This is a genomic window from Deinococcus roseus (assembly GCF_014646895.1).
In the GTDB taxonomy this organism is placed as follows: domain Bacteria; phylum Deinococcota; class Deinococci; order Deinococcales; family Deinococcaceae; genus Deinococcus_C; species Deinococcus_C roseus.
This window is the reverse complement of the sequence record NZ_BMOD01000012.1, coordinates 109,388-132,832: the sequence shown is the minus strand read 5'-3', so window position 1 is coordinate 132,832 and position 23,445 is coordinate 109,388. Positions and strand designations below refer to the sequence as shown.

The following is a 23,445-nucleotide window of genomic DNA, read 5'->3' as shown; positions in this document are numbered from 1 at the left end:
CAGTGAAGACGCCGGATCTGACGGGTCGCACGGCAGACGGCTGGTATGACGGCAACACTGGCACCTGGGTTTCCGCCCCTGCCATGCCTTCAGGGAATTTGCTGGAACCCGCCACCCCTGCAGCCACCGCCGGAACCGACAATGTGAAACTCAGCTGGACGGCTCCTGCAGATTGCCGGGTGAGCGGGTACAACGTGTACCGCAAAACCAGCACCCAGACGGCTTACACCAGACTGACCTCCTCTCCCCTGACCGTCTTGAATTACACCGATGCCGCCCTTCCTGCAGCCACCTACAACTACCGCATCACCAGCGTTGGGAATGGTCTGGAATCTGCGGGGGTGACCCTGAATGCCACGGTGGCAGGGTGCAATGTGGCCCTGGGCAACCCCACAGGACTGACGGGAACGGCTGGACCGGGCAGTGTCAGCCTGAGCTGGACCCCCAGCACGGACTGCAAAACCAAGGCGCAGAAGGTCTACAGCAAACTGGCCACCAGCAGCACCTACACGCTCTCTGCCACGCTGGATGCCACCACCAGCACCGCCACCGTCGGTGCACTGACCCCGGACACCGCTTACGACTTCAAGGTGGTCAGTGTGGACAGTGCAGGGGCAGAATCCACAGGCCTCACCACCCGCGTGACCCCTGGAAAACCCGTGGCCCGCACCGATTTCCGCGAGGAAACCATCTACTTTGCCATCACCACCCGTTTCTTTGATGGGGACACCTCCAACAACGCCCGCTGCTGGGACGACAACGCTGCAGGAAACCCCACTGGAGATCCCTGCTGGAGAGGCGACTTCAAGGGCCTGATCGACAAACTGGATTACATCAAGGCACTGGGCTTTTCTGCAGTCTGGATCACCCCGGTGGTCAAGAACATCTCCGGTTACGATTACCACGGCTACCACGCCAGCAACTTCAAGGAAGTGGACCCCAGGTACCTTTCACAGGGCATCGGTTACCAGACATTGATCGATGAGGTGCACAAACGCGGCATGAAGATCATCCAGGACATCGTGCTGAACCACACCGGGAATTTCGGGGAGGAAAACCTCTATCCGCTGTTCAAGAAAGACCCCACAAAGGCAGACACCCCCGAGAACCTGCTGAACATTGCCCGTCCTGGGTTGCTCCCCTCCAATTACAACACCCTCACCCCTGCTGCGCAGTTCCAGGCCCGCATCACCGCCATGAAGGAAGACACCACCGACACCCAGGGCATTTACCACCACAGCAAGGACCTCGGGTGGGAGAGTTACACCGTGCAAACCAGCCAGATTGCCGGAGACTGCGTGGACCTCAACACCGAGAATCCGCTGACCTACAACTACCTGATCGATGCCTACAACAAGTACATCGACATGGGGGTGGATTCCTTCCGCATTGACACGGTCAAGCACATCTCCCGACTGACCTTCAACAAGGTGTTCAATCCAGCCTTTAAAGCCAGAGGCGGCCAGAACTTCTACATGTTCGGGGAAGTCGCGCAGCGGGTGCATGAAATCTGGAACCACAACATCCCGGCCATTTCGGTGCCTTTTTACACCTGGGCGGAGAACAAAGCCTACCCCTGGAGCAGCACGGACCGCACCATCAACGAGGCCTCTGCCTTCCAGAGCTGGAACGACAACCAGAACCCCTCCACGCAGCCCACCAGCAGCAACCACCTGCTCAGCGGCAACAGCTACCATGCCCCGGACAACAGCATCCGCAGCGGTCTGGATGTGATTGACTTTCCGATGCACTGGAATTTCGGCAGTGCCCGCAGTGCCTTCCAGACGGCAGTGGGCAACGATCAGGTGTACAGCGATGCCACCTGGAACGTGACTTACGTGGACAGCCACGATTACGGCCCCGACACCGACAACCGCTATGCGGGCGGCACCGCAGCCTGGGCCGAGAACCTGAATGTGATGTTCACCTTCCGGGGCATTCCCACCCTGTATTACGGCTCTGAGATTGAATTCATGAAAGGGGCACGCGCCGACATTGGCCCCACGGGTCCCATTTCCACCACCGGACGGGCTTACTTCGGAGACAACATCACCGGTTCCGTGAGTGTGAGCGGGTTTGGCAAGTACAGCAACGCCACCGGAAACCTGTCTGCCACCCTGGAAAACCCGCTGGCCCAGCATGTGCGGCAACTGAACCTGATCAGACGGGCCATCCCTGCGCTGCAAAAAGGCCAGTACAGCCTGCAGGGGGTCTCTGGAGACGCCATGGCCTTCAAGCGCCGTTTCACCAGCAGCACCGTGGACAGCTTTGTGCTGGTGGCCGCTTCTGGCAGCGCCACCTTTACGGGAATTCCCAACGGGACCTACACCGATGCAATCACCGGGGATGTCAAAACCGTCACAGGCGGCACCCTGACCCTGAGCGCCCCCGGACAGGGCAACCTGCGGGCTTACGTGCTCTCATCCAGCCTGACTCCTGCCCCTGGCAAAGTGGTAGACCGCAGTGGTCTGGCCTTCCTGAAGTAACCTCCTGAAGCAACCCTTTCTGCCTGCATCTCCTTTCCTGAATCGGCCCCACCTTGTACAAAGTGGGGCCTTGCTGTTGCTTTTTATTTCAGCAGGGTCATGCTGTCTGGCCGCAAATCCGAAGACCCATCCCAGGGCCACACCGTACCATCAATGAAGGTCTGCTGGGCTTTCCAGTGCAGGATGCTGTCTTTCTCTTTTGGGTTGACCGCAAAGAAGTAGAACAACTCGAATTCATTGCGTTTGAGCATGCCCTGCCAGACCAGGGCGGTGGTGCGTCCTGCTGCGTCTTTTTCCAGGGTGTAGGTCCAGCGGGGAACGGGCTTCACCCACCAGATGTCCATGCCTTCTGGGACCTGCAGGCGAACCCTGGTGGTGGCGGCAGGCATCACTGCTTCATTGGGGACCATCATCCGGTAAATCTGGTATTTTCCGGCCTGGCTTTCAAAAGCTCCGGTGTCAGTGGTGACCACCACATGGGCCTGGGCAGCAGACCAGAGCAGGGCGGAGGAGGCGAAAAGCGTCTTGAAGGTTTTCGTGTTCAACATCAAAGCTCCTTGGGGTTCGGGGTTTCAAAATTCGGATGAAAAGGGCAAAAGCTGGAGGGGAGGATCCCGAACCCCTGGCAACACAGCAAAAGGTGTTGCGTTCATAGGTTGCTCCTTGTGGAATCTGCAGAAAGCAGGGCCACGGTCAGCACAAAAGGCCCCACCCTCCCCCATCTGCCTGCTGCAGTGATGCCTTGCACATGGGCCTGGAACGTCTGTTCTGCAGGGCGAAGCTGGATTTCCGTGAATTCCAGATACCGGCCCACTGTGGCAGAAACGGCTTTTACCACCGCTTCCTTGGCACTGAACATCCATCCCAGCGGATGGGTTTCTTCTTGCTCCCGGGCATTCAAAATCAGACCCGAGAGTCCCACCACGGACCTGCGCACATCGAACAGGTCAATGCCCAGTCCAGCACACAGCTGATCTGGGGCCACGGCTGCCAGACAGATGCCGGATTCGTGGGTGATGGAGCCCTGCACACCCTCAGGCCAGAGGGGTTGCCCCAGTCTTCCGGTGAGGAGGGTGCAAGGAATTTGACCCAGGCGTTTCAGGGCCTGATGGGCACACCATCTGCCAGCAATGAATTCTGCCTGACGGGACAGCACCGCCCTGCTCACCAGGCTCTTCTCTGCATCAGGAATGGGCAGGTCCAGCGAGGCGGAAGCGCAGCAGGTCTGGAATCCTGCAGGCAGCCAGCTTTGCAGGGTGTGCTGGATCTGCTGGCACAGCAGGTCTGCCGGGATTTCTGCCGGGATTTCTGCTGGGATTTCTGCCGGAGGTTCTGGTGGGATTCTGGCGTCCATCAGCCTTCCTGTTTCATCCATTCGGCGGCCCTTTCGGCAAGCATGATGCAGGTCAGGCTGGTGGGGGCACCGGGCATCACAGGCATCACCGAGGCATCCACCACCCGCAGGTTGCTGAGCCCATGCACCCTGAAATGACCGTCCACTACGGCCAGGGGATCTTCAGGGGGTCCCATCTGGGCCGTGCCAACGGGGTGCAGGGAGGCCCCTGCCATGGACTGAATCACCCGGCACAGCAGGGCATCGTTTTGCATCATGCGTTCCGTCCACAGGAACACCGGCCCCATCTGTCCTGAGAACACCGGTGCATGCAGGAGTTTCCAGGCCAGACGCACCCCGGCCATCAGGGCATGCAGGTCCTGGGGGTCACTGGCAAGATTGAGCTCGATGATGGGAGAACTGTGGGGGTCGGTCAGGAACACCCGTCCACGTGAAGCAGGGTGGGCCAGCACCACCGAGATGCCGCAGGCCAGCGGGGACTCCAGGGCTTCGGTGAGGCGGGGAATGTGGCGGGTTTGCACGTTGCTGAGCATCAGCAGGTTCAGGTCTGCTGGGTTGCTGGGCCGGTGCGGGGTGCTGGAGGTTCTGAGCAGCGTCTGGTGGCAGGGCGCTTCAGCCTGACTGGTGCCTGCTGCAGGAACCGCCCACAGCAACACGGCGGGGTGTTCCATCAGGTTTGCGCCCACACCGGGCAGGTCAAAGTGTGCAGGGATGCCCAGCTTGCGGGAAACCTCCAGCGGCCCGATCCCAGAACGTTGCAAGAGCACCGGGCTGTGAATGGCTCCAGCACAGAGGGTGAACCTGCTGGCCTGCACGGTGCGCAGCTGTCCCTGGGGGTCTTTCACTTCCAGACCCGTGACCTGCCCACCAGCGAGCAGCAGGCGTCTGGCCTCCCAGCCAGAAAGCAGGCAAAAGTTGGGTCGCTGTCTGGCTTCAGCAAGGTATGTGCTGGCAGTGGAAGCCCGGCCCTGCTGGGTGCGATTCAGGGGCAGGGCTCCCACACCTGGTTTTGATGTGGCGTTCAGGTCTGGCAGGTGGGCAAAACCCAGCGCCTGACAGGCCGCATGAAATGCAGTCTGCTGCGGGTGCCAGTCTTTCTGGGGGTACCTCTGCACCACCATGGGGCCATCTGTGCCGTGGATGGCATCCGGGAAATCCAGGTCGGTTTCCAGTTTTTTAAAGTGGGGCAGCACCTGATCCCAGGTCCATTCCGGAAGGTTTCTGCTGGCCCAGCGTGCAAAATCTTCAGGCAAGGCCCGCATGGCCAGGGTGCCGTTGATGCTGGACCCTCCTCCGGTGATGCGGGCCTGGGGGTAAGGCAGGGTGGCTGCCCTGGTTTCCTGGCGTTGCCGGGCTTGCAGGTTCCAGTGGTACCCCTCCAGCAGTGGGGTGAAGGATTGCTGCAATTCGGCAGGCAACGGGTCGGGGAAGTCGGGGCCAGCCTCCAGCAGCAGCACTTTTCTTGAGGGTTGTTCAGAGAGGCGACTGGCCAGCACCGCTCCAGCGCTGCCTGCCCCCACCACCACATCGTCCCAGAACACGCTTTCTGGAAGGTCAGCAGGCATGAAGTTTCTCCTGCAGTCCTGCGGCAATTTTCTCTGCCACCATCAGGCAGCTGAGGTGAGGGGGAGCACTGGGAAGGGTGGGGAACAGAGAGGCATCGGCAATCCACAGGTTGTCCACGCCGTAAACCTGACCTGTGGGGGTGGTCGCTGCGTCCAGGTCGGGGAAAAGACCCATGCGGGCTGTGCCTCCCAGGTGGGCACTGGGTCGCACATAAGTGGTGATGGCCCGTTCCAGCGCCACTTCGGAGCGCATCAGCCGTTCACTCCATCCGAAGACCTGATAGAAGGCTTGTTGCAAAGGGGACTGCTGCAACAAAGCCCAGGCCAGACGCACCCCTTCTTTGAGGGGGGGCATGTCCTGCGCATCAGACAGCAAATTCAGGGCGACACGGGGAGGGGTGTGGGGGTCTGCTGAAACGAGACGCACGCTTCCCCGCGAGGCTGAGTTCATCAGGCAGACGTGCAGGCCACCCATCTGCGGGAGGCCCACTGTGGACACACGTTCTGGAAAGAGGGCCTGTGGATCCAGCCCTCCCAGCAGGCGCAAATGCAAATCTGGAGCAGCAGAAGCCTGACTGGAGGTCCAGCGCAGGAGGGCCTGGTGCAGGGGTTCAGCACCCTGGGACAGGCCTGGAGCAGGCACCCCCCAGATGCCCACACCGGGATGGTCCTGCAGGTTCTGGCCCACGCCAGGCAGGTGCACCCGGATGGGGACATCCAGAATCCGCAGCGCCTCTGCTGGCCCAATCCCGGAGCGCATCAGCAGGGCCGGGGTGTGCAGGGCCCCGGCGCAGAGCACCAGGTGGTCTGCCTGGAACTGCACTTTGTGGCCCCTGGCATCTCCTTCAATGCCCAGGCAGCGCCCGGCCCTGTCCCACAGCAGGCGGTGCACCTGCACTCCAGTGACCACCTGCAGGTTGGGACGCCCCTTTGCAGCGGCCAGATGGGTGTGCACTGCGGACATGCGGACGCCCTGCAACACATTTTTTGGGATCATGCCCACTCCCCTGCTGTGGGGGTCATTGTGGTCCGGGGTTTCAGAGAAACCGTGTTGTATACAGGATTGCCAGAAGGCCTGCTGCAGGGAGGTCAGTTCTGCTTTGCTTTCCCGGCGGATGGGCACAGGGCCTCCCCTGCCATGCAGGGTGTCCGGTCCTGCGGGGTCATCTTCCAGCTTGCGGTAAAAGGGCAGCACCCCTTCCCAGGACCAGCCTGGATCAGTGAGTTCTGCGGCCCAGGCGTCATGGTCTGCAGGAAGGCCGCGCAGGGCCTGCACGGTGTTGACGGCACTGGAGCCTCCCAGCAGTTTTCCGGCTTCGCAGTGCCAGATGGCCCCTGCGCTTTCACTTCGGATGAAGGTGCGGATTTTCCAGTTGAGTCCGGGCAGCACAGCGGGTTGCAGGGGATTCAGGATGGCCTTTTGCTGGGAAGCCTCTGCAGGCTCTGCAGGGCCAGCTTCCAGCAGGAGCACCCGGCAATCGGGGTGTTCAGAGAGGCGACTGGCCAGCACGGCCCCTGCTGCGCCTCCGCCCACCACCAGCACATCATGGGAGACAACAGGGGTCATGTCTGCAAGCCCTTCAGTTGCGCACCGAGTTGCTGCCAGTAACGGGTGGGGGTCAGGTGGGAAAGCCGGGACTCCAGTTGACGGCTGGTGAAATGGGTGGTGTCGATGGGGTGAGGAAAGAACATGCGCTGCACGGTGCTGTCTGCGTTCTGTTCGGCAAAAAGCCAGCGGGCCAGGGCCGCCCCCACGTCTGGCAGCATCTCAGCTTTCTGGCGGCAAAGCTCCAGCCAGTCCTGCAGGGGAAGCACGGGGGCCTCTCTGCCCAGCATGGCCTGCAAAATGTCCTGAATGCTGAGGGGATGGTGGTTGTCCAGATGGATGATGCCCCTGTACACATCGCCCGAGAGGGTGTCTTCCACCAGCAGACGGGCAAGGATGTCCACTGGCATTCCATTCAGGCGGGAATGTTCCCATTCCGGGATGACCCCGGTCTGGCAGGCCACCCTGAGCACATTCCAGTAGGTGTCTTCGGGTTTGATGTGCCCATTGCTGGAAGGCAGGGCGTGGGAAGTGCGGTAAATTCTCACGGGCAACTCCCGTCGGGCGGCGGCCAGCAAAACCTGCTCTGCGGCCCATTTGGACTGGGCGTAGCCGGTCATCAGCCCCTGGGGGCCGTAAGATTTCTCTTCATGCAACACCTCAAATTGACCCTGGTGGTACCTCCTGCCCACCGTCATGGGAGAAAGGAAAAACAGGGGTTTTTGCACAATCTGGGTGGCCAGTTTGGTCAGGGTCAGCGCAGAGAGGGTGTTGGTCTGGCGGTGGTCTGCGTAGTGGGGGCGGACCATCAGGTTCAGGGAGGCCCCCAGGTGATAAATGCCGTCCAGTTCTGCCGCCAGCCTCTCCCACACTGGACGTTCAAGGCCCAGCATGGGAGCGTCCAGATCGCCACACACCACCTCGATGCGCTGTTGCCAGCCAGGGTGCAACATCAGGCCATGCCTCTGCAAGGCGGCCATCAGGCGCTGTTGGCCTTCCCGCAGGTGGCTGGCCCGCACCAGACAGCTCACGGTGGCCCGGGTCTGCAAGAGCAGTTCAAACAGCACGTGTGCCCCCACCCACCCGGTGGCTCCGGTCAACAAGAGGTGCCGGGGCTGCCGGGCATGCTCCCTTGCAGGCAAACCGAAATCAAAGCCCTCCATCTGCAGCACCGCTTCCTGCACGTCCGACAGCATCTGGGTTTCGCTGTGTGCTGCCTGGGGGGTGTGGACTTCTTCCAGCAGCACAACTTCCCGCTGGTTCTGGTAAAAGTCCGCGAGTTCTGCCACCGTGATGTGCTCGAAGAGGTCGTGCATTTCCAGCTGAAAATCCGGCAGGCAGGCGTTCAGGTCCCGCACCAGACGGGTGGCCATCACCGAATCTCCTCCCAGGTCAAAGAAGCTGTCGGTCACCCCGAACTGCATTCCAACGAACACCTCCTGCCAGATTGCAAAAATCTGCTGCTCGGTGGCGTTGCGGGGCGGCAGGTGTTCGGGGCCACTTTCCAGGTGTGAGGCGAGGTCCAGCAGTTTCTGGCGGTCCAGTTTGCCATTGCCTGAAACCGGCAACTGGTCCAGCAGCACCAGATGCCGGGGCACCATGAAATCGGGCAGGTGCTGCGTGAGGTGCTGGCGCAATGTGTGCGGGTCCGTGGCAGAGGTTTCAATGAAAGCCACCAGTTGCCGCCCCTCTGAAGGTCCTTTTTGCAGCACCACCTGGGCCTGCCTCACAGCCGGATGTTGCTGCAGCACAGCTTCAATTTCTGCAGGTTCGATGCGGTGGCCGCGCAGTTTGATTTGCTGGTCGGCCCGGCCTGCAATGCGGATGCGTCCCTCCCGGTCCAGGTGGCCCAGGTCTCCGGTGTCATACAGCCGTTCTCCAGTTCGGGGGTGATGAATGAAGCGGGCAGCGGTTTTTTCTTCGTCCTGCCAGTACCCTTTTGCCAGACCGATGCCTCCAATGAAAATCTGTCCCTGCACCAGTTCAGGGCAGGGTCTGAGCCAGGCATCCAGCACCTGCATGCTCTGGTTGGGCAATGCCTTGCCGTAAGGGATGCTGCTCCAGGTGGGATCCACCTGCCCAATGGGGTGAAAGATCGACCAGATGGAAGCTTCAGTGGCCCCCCCAAGGCTGACCACCTGGGCCTGTGGGTGTTGTGCTCTGATGCGGTCCGGCAAATCCAGCGGAATGAAATCCCCACTGAGCAGCACGGTGCGCAAACGGGAAAGTTGTGCTGTGTGGGGTGTGCTGGTGAGCATCTGCATCAACTGGGGGGCAGAGTTCCACAGGGTCACCTGATGCTTCTGCAGCAAATCCTGCCAGTGCATGGGATCCTGGTGACGGTCTGCGTCGGGCAGCACCACGGCTCCTCCGGCACCCAGCAGTCCAAAAAGGTCATACACCGAGAGGTCAAACGCCAGCGAGGACACCATCAGGATGCGGTCTTCTGGTCCCACCTGAAACATCTGGTTGATGCTCTGGATGGTGTTGCTGGCCCCCCGGTGATCAACCATCACCCCTTTGGGCACGCCAGTGGTTCCCGAGGTGAAGATGATGTAGGCGAGCTGGTCCAGCGGAAGGTGCAGGGTTTTCTGGTGGCGCTCTGCCAGGGTGGATTGCTGTCCAGCCTGCACGGCAAGGGTTTTCCAGGGACCTGCTGGCACTTCATGCTCTATGGAGGGCTGGGTCAGCACATGGCGGGTCTGGCTGATCTGAAGCAGCTCACGCTGCCTTTTGAGGGGCAAACTGGCCTCGATGGGCAGGTAGGCTCCGCCCGCCTGCAGCACCCCCAGAACCGCCACCACCTGCTCCCAGCCCCTGTGCATCAGAACAGCCACGGGCTCACCAGCAGGCACATCCTGCAACTGGTCGGCCACAAAAACAGCCGCCGCCAGCAGTTCCCCGTAGGTCAGGGTGCGCAGACCGGAAATCAGGGCCACCCGCTCAGGGTGCTCCAGAGCCTGCCGCACGAAATCCGCATGCAGGGGGCTTTCTGGCAGGGGCACGGAAAATGCGGGGGTGTTGTCCTGCGGGGCAGGCAGGGTCAGTGGATCGGGGATGTCCCACAGCGTTTCATCTTGCAGCAGTTGCAGCAGCAGGGTGTGCTGGGCCCGAAACATCTCATCCAGCACGCCAGGTTCAAAGACCTTCTCGGCAGCATCCCAGATGCACAGCAAATCCCCGTGCACTTCCATCACCTGCTGGTCCAGCCACACCTGCGCGGTCTGGGTGATGCCGAACACCTGACGGCCCAGCCCTTCCAGGCAACCCGCATCCCTGCCCTTTTTGCCCAGACCACTGGTGAACACCACCGGCATGGCGGCCTGCAGGGTGGTGCCCCGCTGCTTGCTCCATTCACGCAGCACCGCCACCCCGCTGAAATCTGCGTGCTGCAAGTCACTGAGCAATTGCTGTTGCACCTGACGGGCAAAATCCACAAAGCGCAATTGAGGATTCTGGTGATCCACTTCATGCAGCACCACCGAGGTGAAATTTCCCGCCACCCCTTCCAGCGTTGCAGGACGCTGGCTGACCAGGGTCACATTCAGGGTGAAATGGGCAGTGTGGCTCCAGCGGGACAGCACCTCCGCATACACAGCCAGCAGAAAACCCGAGGGGGTCAGGCCATGTTGCAGGGCTCTGGCCTTGAGAATCTCCCAGCTTTCCTGGGGCAGGCGGAACTGCCTTCTGGCAAAACGGGGAGCCTTGCGGGCCTGAGGGTCCAGACGCAGCGGCAGACCCGGAGCGGCAGGCAGGCTGTCCAGGCGCTCGGTCCAGTACGTCCGGGATTGTGGCTGTACTCCTCTGCCCTGCTCCACCCAGTCCCGAAAGCCAGGGCCAGGGGTTTCAGGCAGCAGGGATGCGTGCACATGGGGCTGCTGGTACAGCTCCTTCCATTGCTCGAAGAACAGCAGCAAACTGCCCAGATCGAAGAACAGCATGTCCATGCTGAAGTGCAACCTGTCATGGCCTGCGGGCAGGTGGGTGACCTGCACCTCAAAGAGCGGCCACACGGCAGGGTCGCATACACGGTGGGACAGGGCTTCACGCATCTGCAGGACGCGCTGTTCTGCTTCGTCTGTAGGAAATCCAGAAAAGTCCTGCACCAGAATCTGGTATGGCTCCACTTCGGGCAGCACCCGCTGCATCCCGGAAGGATCCACCACCGCACGCAACATGTCGTGGTGCTGGATCAGCTGACGGAGGGCGGTTTGCAGCCTTGCCACATCCAGGTTCTGGCAGTCCAGCTCCAGGTAAAAGTGGGTGGCGGTGTTGCCTTCCAGGCCTTCGGCGCGACCCAGCCAGTAGGCGTGTTGCAGGTCGGTCAGCGGAAAGGGCTGAAAACGCTCTGCAGGACGGGAAACCAGAGCCTGGACATCCAGGGCAGGGGTGTTGCGTGCTGTACGCAGCAATGCCAGCAGTTTCTCACGGTGTTTCAGAAGTTCTGTGCGCAATTCCTGGGACAGGGCTCCCCTGGGGGCCTGGATGTCCAGGCGGTCTCCCTGCAGGGAAAGCCGGATGCCCCGTTTTTTCAGGTCTGCCAGCAAGTGTTCCATGGGTGGGTGCTCCTTCAGTGCCCTGGTCCAACCAGGGATGCGGGGTGTTCGGGGTTCAGGTGGTGTTTCAGCAGCAGGGCCAGCACAGGCAGGTGTTCGGGGTGCAGCAGGGTGTGGTGGGTGCCTTTCACCCACTGGCAGCGCACTTTTCCGTGGGTGAGGCCGGACCAGCCCCACTCCATCCGGTTTCCTGCCGGATGGTCCCTGAATTCACTGACCATGCCAGAGGTGGCCCGGAACACCAGCAGATCGGCCTGGATGGCGGTGGGGCGGTAACACCTGGTGGCTTCCAGCACCCCCCGGAAAATCCCGAAGATCTGCATCAGGTTCTGGACATCCAGGTCCACCGTCAGGCCCTGGCGTTCCTGCAACATGTGCAGGGCACAGGCAAGTTGCTGGTGCAGGGGGCCAGCAGGAAGCTCCTGGGGCCAGATCACATCAGGTTGCATGCCGATGCCCAGGTCTTCCAGGAACCACAGCGGCAAGCTGCGGTCCTCGATGGGGTCGTGTTGCAGCGGAGCAGGACCGTCCAGGCTGATCACCTGCAGCACTTTTTCCCCCAGCTGTTCCAGTTGCCTTGCCATCTCGAAGGCGATCACTGCCCCCGAAGACCAGCCTCCCAGCAGGTAAGGACCGTGCGGCTGCACTTCCCGCACCTCCTGCAGGTAGCGGTGCGCCATCTGGTCCAGCTGGTTCAGCGGGGTCTGTCCCTGCAAACCTGCTGCCTGGATGCCGTAAACCGGGCGTTCCAATCGCTCTGCCAGCCCCTGATAGCACAGCACCTGACCGCCTGCCGGGTGCACCAGAAACAGGGGGGTGCCCTGGGTTTCAGCGTTCAATTTCACCCTCAAAGAGGATTCCGGGGCGGTTTCGGTGAGGTGCAAGGCCAGTCGGGCCAGGGTGCGGCTTTCCAGCAGCACCCCCAGCGGCAGGCGTTTCCCAAACTGCTGCTCGATGCGGGTCATCACCTTCACGGCCCCGAAAGATTGCCCTCCCAGTGCAAAGAAGTCCTGGTGGATGGACTGCACTGGCACCTCCAGCACCTCCTGCCAGATCTGCAGCAGGGCTTTTTCGGTGGGGGTGCGGGGTGGGGTGGGGTCCTGCTGTTCTGAGGGCTGAGTGGGTTCCCTCTGGGAGAGGGCTTTGCGGTCCAGTTTGCCGTTTGGGGTGAGGGGAAGCTGCTCCAGCAGCACCACACCTGCAGGAACCATCTGGGCGGGCAGCAGGGACCGCAGGTGTTGCAGCAGGCTTTCGCGGTCCGGTGGGGTTTCATCCTGCTGGGGCACCACACAGGCCAGCAGGTGCCTGCCCGCCTTGCCTTCTTGCAGCAGCACTGCCGCCTGATGCACCTTTTCGTGGGACAGCAGTGCATGCTCGATTTCGCCCAGTTCGATGCGCAGGCCTTGCAACTTGACCTGGGAATCCAGGCGGCCCAGAAATTCGATGCTGCCATCGGGCAGACAACGTCCCAGGTCGCCGGTGCGGTACAGGCGCTCTTTGAGGTCAGGGTGGTGGACAAACGCAGCACTGGTGCGCTGCGCATCCTGCCAGTATCCCAGCGCCAGCCCCATGCCGCCGATGTGCAGCTGACCGGGCACCCAGTTGGGTGCAGGCCGTCCCTGTTCATCCAGCACATGCCAGCTCTGGTTGGAGAGGGGTTTGCCGTAAGGGATGCTGGTCTGTCCTTCTGCCAGGGTTTCGATGGGGTGAAAAATCGACCAGATGGAGGCTTCGGTGGCTCCTCCCAGGCTGACCATGTGGGCATGGGGGGCCACCTGCTGAACCTGCGGGGGCAGCGTGACAGGAATCCAGTCGCCACTCAGCAGCACGGTTTTCAGGGAAGGCAAGGCCACGCCAGCGGTTTTTGCAGCGTCCAGCAGCAGTTGCAGCAGGGCAGGCACCGAGTTCCACACCGTCACTGTGTGGGTGCGCAGCAACTCCAGCCAGTGGGCAGGGTTAAATAAGGTGCTGGCATCGGGCAAAACCAGGGTGGCCCCGGCAGCCAGGGTGCCAAAAATGTCCCACACCGAGAGGTCAAAGTGCAGGGCGGAAACCCCCAGCACCACATCCCCCTCAGCAATTCCAAAGCGTTCATTGATGTCCAGGATGGTGTTCAGTGCGCCACGGTGGTCCACCATCACCCCTTTGGGAGAACCGGTGGATCCCGAGGTGAACAGGATGTAAGCCAGATTTGAGGCCTGTGGAACCCGCGTGGGGGCGGTTTCTGGCAGGTGTTGCAGGGCCGGGTCATCCAGGCACACCCCCGGCAGGCCCGCAGGCAGCGCGTTTTGCAGGTCTTGCAGGGTCACCACACAGGACGCCGCAGTGTTGTGCAGCAACCCCTCAATGCGTGAGGCGGGCCATGCAGGGTCCATGGGCACGTAGGCCGCTCCGGCCCGCAAAATGCCATGCACCGCCACCACCTGCTCCCAGCCTTTGGGCAGCAGCACCGCCACCCGGTCTCCGGGCCGCACCCCGGCCTGCAAGAGGGCGTGGCCCAGCTGGTTGCTCTGGCGGTGCAGCCCTGCGTAAGTCAGGGTTTTCTGCGAGGTGACCACTGCCAGACGCTCAGGGAAGCGCTGTGCTCCCTGTGCCAGCTGGTCCTGCAGCAGACCACGGGGGGTCGGGCGGCGCGTCTGGTTGAGCTGCGTGCGCTGCTGGCGTTGCGATTCGGGCAGCAGATCGAAACTGGAGTGCTGCCAGAACTCCGGGTTTTCGGCCAGTCGGGTCAGCAAACCCAGGTAGGCTTCCCACATGTCGTCCAGCAGGCCCTCCGGGAAGGCTTTTTCCACCACATCCCACATCACCCACAGGCGACCATCCTGCAGTTCCCAGAACTGGTGGTCCAGCAGCACCTGCGGGGTTTCCAGGCAACCAAAATACGGCTCTGGCAGGGGATCCATGAACAGGCCACTGCCCACCACGAAAGGACAGGGGGCCTTGCCGGGGGTTTTCTGCTGCTGGTTGAGGTGCTGCAGCACCTTCACGCCACTGAAACTGGTGTGCTGCATGTCACTGGTGAGCTGCACCTGCAATTTACGGGCACGGGCAGCAAAGGGGTGGTTGCCCCGCCAGTCCACCTCCAGGGGGTACAGCGAGGCAAAGTTGCCCAGGACCTCTTTCATTTCCGGGTGCAGGGGCAGGCGGTGGGTCATCATGTTGTTGAGCAGGAAGTGCCGCTCGCCGCTCCAGCAGGCCACCACCTCGGCGTACACGGCAAACAGAGCACTGGTGGGGGTCAGGCGTTGCTGTCTGGCCTGCGCTTTGAAGGCCGACCACACCCTGGCAGGCAGCACCCGTTCCCGGCGCTCCAGGTGCGAACGCTGTCTGGGCTGGAAACCCGTTCTGAGCGGGATGGGCGGCGGTCCGGGCAAATCCGGCAGGCGGTCCAGCCAGTATTTGCGGGCAGCCTGTCCTTGCTCTGCGGCTTCCAGGTTCTCCAGGGCCAGCACGCAATCGCGGTAACTCAGGGTCAATTCCGGCAAAACCAGCGACAGGTCATCATACAGGCGGCGGGTGTCGGAGAGCAGTTTAAAGGTGCCGTACCCATCGCTGAAAAAGTTGTTGTTGTTCCAGTGCAGTCTGGCCTGGTTTTCACCGTACAGGCTGATGCGGCAATCCAGCCAGGGCCAGTGGTCCAGCGGCAGGGTTTTTCTGGACAGTTCCTGCCGGGTGCACTGCAGGCGCTGCTGGACTTCGCTGTCAGGCAGCCCCCTCAGATCCTGCACGGCAATGTGCAGCGGCACGAATTCGGGAAGAATCTGCAGCTGCACATCCGGGGTGACGTGCAGCAAATTGAAACGCTGGCGGTACAGGGCAGCATTGAGGGCCTGTTCGTAACGTTCCACATCCAGGTCCACAAATTCGAGTTCCAGAAAGTAATGGGGCCGCACATGCAACTCAAAGCCCTCGCTGTCTCCCATCAGGAAAGCGGTTTGCAGGTCTCCCAGCGGAAACGGGAGGTGGCGGTTTTGCACATCCGGGACAATGGCTTCCAGGGGTTTTGCAGGGCTGGCCCTGTGGGACAGGTGGGCCAGCAGCTCTGCTTTGTGCTGCTGCAGGCGGTCCAGCAGATCCTGGGAAAGTCGGCCTTTGTGGGCACTGACCGCCAGTTGTGGTCCAGGGCGCACCTCCAGGTGCACCCCCAGGCGGGAAAGTTCGGTCAGCAGGGCGTTCAGAGGGTCCATTCTTCCACCTCAATTTCAGACTCGGGTTCAGCGGTGTGTTCAGAGGAAGGTGCAGGGGCAGCCAGTTGTTTCAGCAGCCAGTGGCTGTAAATCAGATCGCTGATTTCTGCCGCCGTCAGGCCGCCCATGAAATGCTGCAGGGGCACATCGACCTGCAGGGAGGACAGCAGTCGGTTGCGCAATTCCAGGGCCAGCAGGGAATCCAGCCCCAGGGTGCTGAGGGGGATGTGGGCAAAAGTGGGGTGCAGTTCGTTTTGCTGGCGCGAATTCAGTTGCAGAATTCCAGTGGTGGTTCTGAAAACCTCCTGCAGGATGTGGCTTTTGGCCTCATCAGGGGAAAGCTGCATGGGGTCTGTCCGGGGTGGCTCTGTGGTCCCGGCCTCTCCAGGCATCCCGGAAAGCAGAGAATCAAAGCGTCCAGCAGTGTTTTTTCTGTACTGCACCCAGTCGATGTTGGCCAGTCCCAGCTGGGGCATTCCGGAATGCAGGGCGCTTCCGAAAACCTGCAAGGCTTGCGGGGTGGTCAGGCCCTGCACGCCCCTGAGGGCAAACTGCGCCAGCAGTTTGCGGCGGGCCGCCATCCCGGTGTCTGCCCAGGGTCCCCAGTTGATGCTGAGGGCCGGAAGCCCCAGGGCCTGACGGTGGTGGGCCAGGCTGTCCAGGAAAGCATTCCCCACTGTGTAACTGGCCTGCCCCTGCTGGCCCAGCAGGGAAGCCAGCGAGGAGAACAGCACAAAGAAATCCAGGGGCAGTGGGGCGGTCAGGCAGTGCAGGTTCCATGCCCCCTGCACTTTGGCTTCCAGCACTTTTGCAAAGCGGGGCCAGGTCAGGTTTTGCAGCAAACCATCGTCGGTGGTGCCTGCAGCATGGATCACCCCTTTTAAGGGCGGCAGGTGCTGTTTGATGTGCCCGAAGAGCTGCCGCATTTCGCTGGCATCGGCCACATCTGCATAAATCACTGTGACCTGCGCTCCAGCCTGCTTCAGGTGCTGGATGCGGGGTTCGGCCTGTTCGGAAGGGTGGCGGGCCACCAGCAGCAGGTGTTTTGCGCCCTGCTTTTGCAGCCAGCCTGCAACTTCCAGACCCAGGTCTCCCAGGCCTCCGGTGATCAGGTACGTGCCTTCAGGGGAAATGGAGGGGATTTCGGGGTTTGCCTTGAGGGGATGTTGTTGCAGGGTGGCCTGTTGCCACTCCCCTGCCTGATGTTTCAGGCGACCTGATCCGGCCAGCATCTGAACGGCTTGCAGCATGTCTGGGAGCAGGTCAGGCTGCAGGGCTTCCAGTTCAAAGTGCACACAGGGCAGGTGGGGGTGTTCTGACTTCACGGCAAGGGCCAGTCCAGCCAGGGCACTGTGGGCCAGGGTGTCTTCTGCCGGATTTTGTGCGGTGACCATCAGCACCTCGGGTTTCTGGTCAGGGTGGGTGTTCAGCAGGTGCTGCAAGAGCAGAAAACCAGGGCAGGTCAGGGCGAGGTGCGCCTCGGGCACCGTCTGGCCTGCCTGCATCTGGCCGGGCAGCAGCACCACCCCCCGCAGGGTTTTTCCCGTGTCTTTCAGGTGCAAGAAGAGTTTTGCAAAGCTGTCTTCCGATGCGGGAACGATGCGCAGGGTGGCGTTTTCCGGGCCTTCAAAGCGGGGGCCACAGGACACCGCCAGCGCAGGGTGTCCTGCTTCGGTGAAGGCCTGCTTCCAGGCTTCTGCCTGCTCGGCCTGTGGGCTGAACACCAGCCAGTGTCCGTCTGAGGCAGGCACAGGCGCTTGCTCAGCAACACTGCCCAGGGGTTTCCAGCCGGTGAAGTACCCTATGGATTCTGCAGGAACAGGCAGGGAAACTGGCTTTGCAGCTTCTGGCTCCTGTCCCAGCCTGCGGCATTCCACGCCCTGCAGTTGTGCCAGGGCTTCCCCCTGGGTGCTGTAGAGGGTCAGGTCGGCCAGGAAGCAGCCTGAGGGTTGCTTGCCGTGCCAGAGCACGTGGCACCAGATCCGGGTGGGCAACGCCTGCCAGAAAGTCACTTGCTTCATGGCGACAGGCACCACGGCCCCTCTTGCAGCAGGCACAAAGTGCAGCATGGGGTGCAGGCAGGCATCGAGCACCACTGGGTGCATCTGGTATTTCTGCGCGTCCTGCAAGGCTGCTGGAACAACAATTTCTGCCAGCAACTGATGGTCTTGCACCCAGAATTGTTTGACCCCCTGAAAAGCTGGACCATGATCGAGTTCCAGGTTTTGCAGGTGGGCATAAAGTTCTGCTCCAGGGCGGACCGGATTTTTTTGCAAAGCCTGAGGGTGCAACATCTCTGGTTGGGCTTCTGCTGCAGGCAGGCCCTGCAGGGTGAAGTGTTCCATCCAGTTGTGCTGTTTCAGGCTGTAGCCTTTCAGCTGAAAGCCCTGTGAGTGGGGTTCCAGCACCATCTGGACAGGCACTGGCTCTGCGGAGTGGAACGCCAGCATGCGCTGGAAGACCAGGTTCTGCAGGGTCCAGGGTTGTCCGGGTTGTGTTGCCTGCAGGGCCGCCAGGGCCCATTCGATGGCCGCAGTTGCAGGCAGCACAGGCTGTTCCCCCACCCGGTGCTGGGCAATGAACCAGGGAGAAGTTTCTGAGAGATGGTTTTCGTGGTGCTGCTGGGATGATCCTGCCACCCTAAGGGGTTTCCCGAGCAAAGGATGCTGGTCTGAAGCTGTTTGCACAACGGCAGCAGGTTGCTGGGGGGTGAACCAGTGGCGGTCTGGCACGAAAGGATAGGCAGGAAGGCTGTGGTGGGGCTGGGTGCTGCGGTCTTGCAGGTGGTCACGTGACCATTCCTGCCAGTTGATGGTCCCTCCTGCCACGTAATGTTCACCCAGGCTGCGCAGAAACTGCTGGTCTTCAGGGATGCCCCGCTTCAAACTGGCACACCAGCGTCCCTGCACCTGCGGCTGGCCCAGTGCAGTCAGCACCGAATGGGGTCCCGCTTCAATGAAAGCCGTGCAGCCCAGTTGCTTCAGGGTCTGCAGGCCCGCAGCGAATTCCACCCTGGAAAGCACATGCTGCACCCAGTATTCCGGAGTGGCCAGTTCAGGTCCAGCCAGCTTGCCGGTCAGGTTGGACACCACGGGAAGCTGAGGGGCATGGTACTGCACCTCACGGGCACAGCGTTCAAAAGCCTCCAGCATGGAAGACATCAGGGGAGAATGAAACGCCCGGTTCACTTTCAGCAGGGTGGCTTTTGCGCCCTGCCCTTCAAAGTGATGGATCATGCGGGCCACCGCTTCTGTTGTGCCGGAGAGCACCAGTTCCTCAGGGCTGTTGTGGGCAGCAATGGAAATGTCTGGAAGGGACTGCTTCCCGGCCACCTTCAGCACCCGGACCACCAGGTCCGCCGGAGCATGCAAAGCCATCATGCCGCCTTCAGGGGTGCTGTGCTGCATCAGGTAACCCCTTGCAGCCACCAGTTTCAGGCCATCCTGCCAGCTGAAAACCCCCGCGATGCAGGCCGCCACGTATTCCCCCAGGCTGTGCCCCATCAGCACCTCAGGCCGAACACCTGCTTTCTGCCACATGCAGGCCAGAGCGTATTCCAGCGCAAAAAGCGCAGGCTGGGCATACTGGGTCTGCTGGAGGTCCAGTTCTGGATCGTTGCCCCGCAACACGGTCAACAGAGACCAGCCCTGGTGTTGCTGCAACCACCAGTCACACCTGTCCAGCACATCCCGAAACACTTTGCTGCTCTGATGCAGTTCCAGACCCATGCCCACATGCTGAGCCCCCTGTCCGGTGAACAGCATCGCCACCCTGGGGGCCTGGGGGGCATGTCCCACCAGCACATTCTGAGGCGTCTCCCCCTCCTGCCAGTCCTGCAGGACATGCGCCGCTTCCGGGGCGGAACGGGCCAGCACGGCCATGCGGTGGGCATGGTGAGCACGTTGCCCTGAGGCACTCAGGCACAGACCCGCAAAAGACTGGCCTTCCTGCAAGGGGTGTTGCAGGCACTGCAGGTGGCTGTGGGCAAGCTGTTGCAAGGACCATTCCCGCCTGGCCGAGAACACCAGCATCTGCCAGGGTTCCGAACGGGGTTCCGGTTCCTGCACGATCACATGGGCATTGGTGCCGCCAAAACTGAAGGCACTGACCGCAGCCACCCGCATGGTGTTGCTGTTCCAGGGTTGCAGGGTGCGGGGGATGTCACAGCGGGTGCCATTCAGGGAAATCTGCGGGTTGAGCTGCTGAAAATGCAAACTTGCGGGAATCTGGCGGTGCTTCATGCACAGCACCACCTTGATCAGTCCCGCCAGTCCTGCTGCAGCCTCCAGGTGCCCGATGTGGGTCTTGGCCGATCCCATCCACAACGGCCCTGCTGCAGGCCGACCATACACCGCCTGAATGCTGCCCACCTCGATGGGATCCCCCAGGCGGGTGCCAGTGCCGTGCGCCTCCACAAAAGAAATTTCAGAGGGGGATTTCCCTGCGGCAGCCAGCGCCTGATGCATCACCTGCTGCTGGGCCAGACCATTCGGGGCGGTCAGGCCGTTGCTGCGACCATCCTGATTGACCGCAGAACCTGCAATCAGGGCCAGGATGTTGTCTCCGTCCCGGATGGCGTCACTGTGCCGTTTGAGCACCACCACCCCACACCCTTCGCTGCGCACATACCCATCTGCACGGGCATCAAAAGTCTTGCAGCGGCCATCCGGAGCCATCATGCCTGCCTGGGAAAACACGATGGTGGTGTCTGGAGAGAGGATCAAATTGACCCCACCCACCAGGGCCAGATCACAGTGTCCGGCCAGCAGGTTTTCCCGTGCCTGGTGCAGTGCCACCAGAGAAGAAGAACATGCCGTGTCCACCGCCCAGCTTGGACCCTGCAGGTTCAGGGTGTAAGAAATGCGGTTGGCGGTGAGGCTCAGGTTGTTCCCGGTGCCTGCGTGTGCACCCAGAGCAGCGCCATGCGAGCGCAGCAGGTCGTGGTAATCGTGGCTGCTCACCCCCACAAAAACCCCGGTGTTGCTGCCACTCAATGCATCCGGGTCCAGACCTGCGTTTTCCAGGGCATGCCAGGTGGTCTGCAGCAGCAGGCGTTGCTGGGGGTCCATGCTCTGGGCCTCCAGCGGAGAAATCCCGAAGAACTGGGCGTCAAATTCATCCACCCCGTCCAGAAAGCCACCCCAGCGGGTGTTCATCTTGCCCGGAGCAAGAGGACCGGACTGGTGGTGCTGCGCAGCTTCCCAGCGGGACAACGGAACTTCCCGAATGGCATCCTGTCCTGTTGAAAGCAGGTTCCAGAAGGCTTCGGGGGTGTTTGCTCCGGGGAAACGGCAGGCCATGCCCACAAGGGCTACACCTTCTCTGGATGGGGTGGATGCTGTCATGGTGGGTTGTGTGTCGGATTCTGGTGCTCTGGCAGGCGCAGGAAGGTTCTCCGGCACAGGCATCCCCCCCATCAGGTGCTGGGCCAGCAAGTGGGCAGAGGGAAACTGGTAAGGCAGGGTGGCGGGCAACCGCCGGTTCAGCCAGACGGAAAGGTCCCCGATCAGGGATTGCATGCTCAGGGAGTCCAGCCCCAAACCAGCAAAAGGCGCATGCAGGTCAAGCTGTTCCGCAGGCAGTCCGGTGTGCTCTGCCAGCCAGATGTTCAGCCAGTGCAGCACTTGCAGGTCCGGCTGGAGGGTGACCGGGTCTGGGCCAGGACTGGACTCCAGGACAGGTTGCTGGGGAGCAGACCAGACAAACAGGGGATCAAATCTGCCCTGCAGGTGCTGGTGTTTGCTGGCCTGCCGCTGGATTTTTCCACTGGAGGTCAGGGGGATGGATGCGGGTTTCAACAGCACCAGGGCGTGCAATTGCAAACCATGCTGCTCTGCCACAGCCTGCTGAACCTGCTTTAAAACCTGCTGGGCATCAAAGGTTTTGCGGCTGCTGCGGCGAATTTCCTGCACCACCACCAGTTTTTCTTCGGCACCTTCCTCAATGGAAAACGCGGCCCCCCGGCCCGGTTCCAGGTCCTCATGGGCCTCTGTGACCGTCTGCTCGATGTCCTGCGGATGGTGGTTGCATCCGCGGATCACCAGCACATCCTTGATGCGCCCCGAGATGAACAGCTGTCCTTTTTGCCGCACCCCCAGGTCTCCGGTGCGCAAGAAAGGCCCACTGCCACCTTCCAGATGGGCCTGAAAGGTGTGGGCGGTCTGCTCTGGACGCTGCCAGTAACCGGCGGCCACGGTGGGTCCAGCAATCCAGATTTCTCCCTCGGTGCCTTCAGGGCAGACTTGCCGGGTGTGCGGGTCCACCAGTTCCACCTGCAAGGTTCCGGTGGGACCACATCCCACCAGGGTGTGGGGATGGGCGTTTGCGGCAGTGCCTTCATGCAGCTGGGTGGGTTTCAGGCGAGCAGCAGCGCTGACAAACAGGGTGGCCTCTGCCAGACCATACCCTGGACTGAAGGCTGCGGGCTGAAAACCACAGGACGCAAAGCGGGCCTGAAACTTCTGCAGGGTGGAGGCATGCACGGACTCGGCGGCATTGACGGCCACCTGCCAGCTGGAGAGGTCCAGGGTCTGCAGGTCTTTTTCGGTGGCTTTGCGCACACAGCATTCATAGGCAAAATTGGGGGCAAAACTGACGGTGCCCCGGTAACGGCTGATGGCTTCCAGCCAGCGCATGGGACGCTGGGCAAAAGCAGCAGGAGACATCAGCACCAGTGTGGCCCCCAGAAAGAGCGGCTGCAGCACCGCCCCGATGATTCCCATGTCGTGGGAGAGGGGCAACCAGTTGACAAACACATCCTCCGCAGTCAGGGAAAGCAAGTCCTGCAGGTGCTCAAAATGGCTGGTGAGGTTGTGCTGGGTCACCATCACGCCCCGGGGCTGGCTGGTGGAACCCGAGGTGTACTGCAGGTAGGCCAGCCCCTGCGGGGTGATTTCAGGAGAAATCCAGCTGGAGGCGCAGGGTTGTGACAGGTCTTCCATGGGCAGCAATTCACAGGGCAGGTCTGCAGCCAGCAACTTTTGAAATTCTCCGCTGGTGTCCTGCTGGCGCAGTGCTTGCTGGCACAAAATGCCTCTGGCCTGACAGTCCAGGGCAATGTGGACCAGTCGCCGGGCGTGCAGGCTGCCCGTGGGAGGGTAAGCGGCAACAGGAATGGCTCCCGCATACAGGCTGCCCAGAAAGGCCACCACATGCTCTGTCCCGGAAGGCAGGGCCAGCAGCACAGGATGCCCTTGCAGGCATCTGGCCTGCAGGTGTGCGGCCAGATGCTTTGCCCGCTGATCCAGATCCTGATAGGTCAGGGGGTCGCCTGCCGTTTCTCCATCTTTCAGAAAAACCATGGCGGTGCGTTCAGGATGCTGCTGGGCCAGTTGCTGCAGTTGAACCACCAGGGGTTTCCACTGCTGTGGGACCATTGTTGCCGGGATCATGTCTTGCATTTCACTCCTGCCTGCGGTGTTTCAGGGGGTTCAGACCAGGATGGTCATTGTGGTGCTTTCTGGAATGGCCACGTGACCATTTCGAGCCAACAGTGCCACAGCCCAGAATCTCTTCTGGGGTTCAGATGGAGCTTTCCGGTGTGAACCGCCGCTCAATCTTCTCCACATGGCCACGTGGCCATTGTTTAAAAACAGCCATGACGGCCTGACAGCAGAAAGCTGCACCGTTTTCAAATTTTGGAGGTTGTGGTTTCGAAAGCCAGTGTAATGCAAAAGTAATTTTTCCGCAAGACCGACAACTCCAGCAATTCCCCGATCTGCCCTGCAGGATTTCCCGTACTGAACACCAGT

8 protein-coding genes are annotated in these 23,445 nt (G+C 61.4%); 1 reads left to right on the top strand and 7 read right to left on the bottom strand.

Annotation, left to right across the window (positions count from 1 at the left end; genetic code table 11):
• Nucleotides 1-2,486: alpha-amylase family glycosyl hydrolase (locus IEY52_RS15680; protein ID WP_229684834.1), on the top strand; the 2,486-nt coding region annotated here is incomplete at its 5' end.
• 83 nt (nucleotides 2,487-2,569) lie between these two features.
• Here the strand turns inward: IEY52_RS15680 and IEY52_RS15675 are convergent.
• The 7 genes from IEY52_RS15675 to IEY52_RS15645 all read right to left on the bottom strand — a co-directional run bounded on the left by IEY52_RS15675 (nucleotide 2,570) and on the right by IEY52_RS15645 (nucleotide 23,094).
• Nucleotides 2,570-3,034: a DUF1775 domain-containing protein gene (locus IEY52_RS15675; RefSeq protein ID WP_189003989.1), complete on the bottom strand. Its 465-nt coding sequence runs from the start codon at nucleotides 3,032-3,034 to the stop codon at nucleotides 2,570-2,572.
• 101 nt (nucleotides 3,035-3,135) lie between these two features.
• Nucleotides 3,136-3,840, bottom strand: a complete 705-nt coding sequence (locus tag IEY52_RS15670; protein ID WP_189003987.1) for a 4'-phosphopantetheinyl transferase family protein — start codon at nucleotides 3,838-3,840, stop codon at nucleotides 3,136-3,138.
• Nucleotides 3,840-5,405: a GMC family oxidoreductase gene (locus IEY52_RS15665; protein ID WP_189003985.1), complete on the bottom strand. Its 1,566-nt coding sequence runs from the start codon at nucleotides 5,403-5,405 to the stop codon at nucleotides 3,840-3,842. The genes IEY52_RS15670 and IEY52_RS15665 overlap by 1 nt, the downstream gene beginning before the upstream one ends.
• Nucleotides 5,395-6,972, bottom strand: a complete 1,578-nt coding sequence (locus tag IEY52_RS15660) for a GMC family oxidoreductase (RefSeq protein ID WP_189003982.1) — start codon at nucleotides 6,970-6,972, stop codon at nucleotides 5,395-5,397. The genes IEY52_RS15665 and IEY52_RS15660 overlap by 11 nt, the downstream gene beginning before the upstream one ends.
• On the bottom strand, nucleotides 6,969-11,507 hold the full coding sequence (locus IEY52_RS15655) for a non-ribosomal peptide synthetase (RefSeq protein WP_189003980.1): 4,539 nt from the start codon (nucleotides 11,505-11,507) through the stop codon (nucleotides 6,969-6,971). Before IEY52_RS15655 ends, IEY52_RS15660 begins: the two co-directional genes overlap by 4 nt.
• 14 nt (nucleotides 11,508-11,521) lie before the next feature.
• On the bottom strand, nucleotides 11,522-15,694 hold the full coding sequence (locus tag IEY52_RS15650; RefSeq protein ID WP_189003978.1) for a non-ribosomal peptide synthetase: 4,173 nt from the start codon (nucleotides 15,692-15,694) through the stop codon (nucleotides 11,522-11,524).
• Complete coding sequence (locus tag IEY52_RS15645; protein ID WP_189003975.1) at nucleotides 15,682-23,094, bottom strand: type I polyketide synthase; 7,413 nt, start codon at nucleotides 23,092-23,094, stop codon at nucleotides 15,682-15,684. Before IEY52_RS15645 ends, IEY52_RS15650 begins: the two co-directional genes overlap by 13 nt.
• Nucleotides 23,095-23,445: the final 351 nt, after the last annotated feature.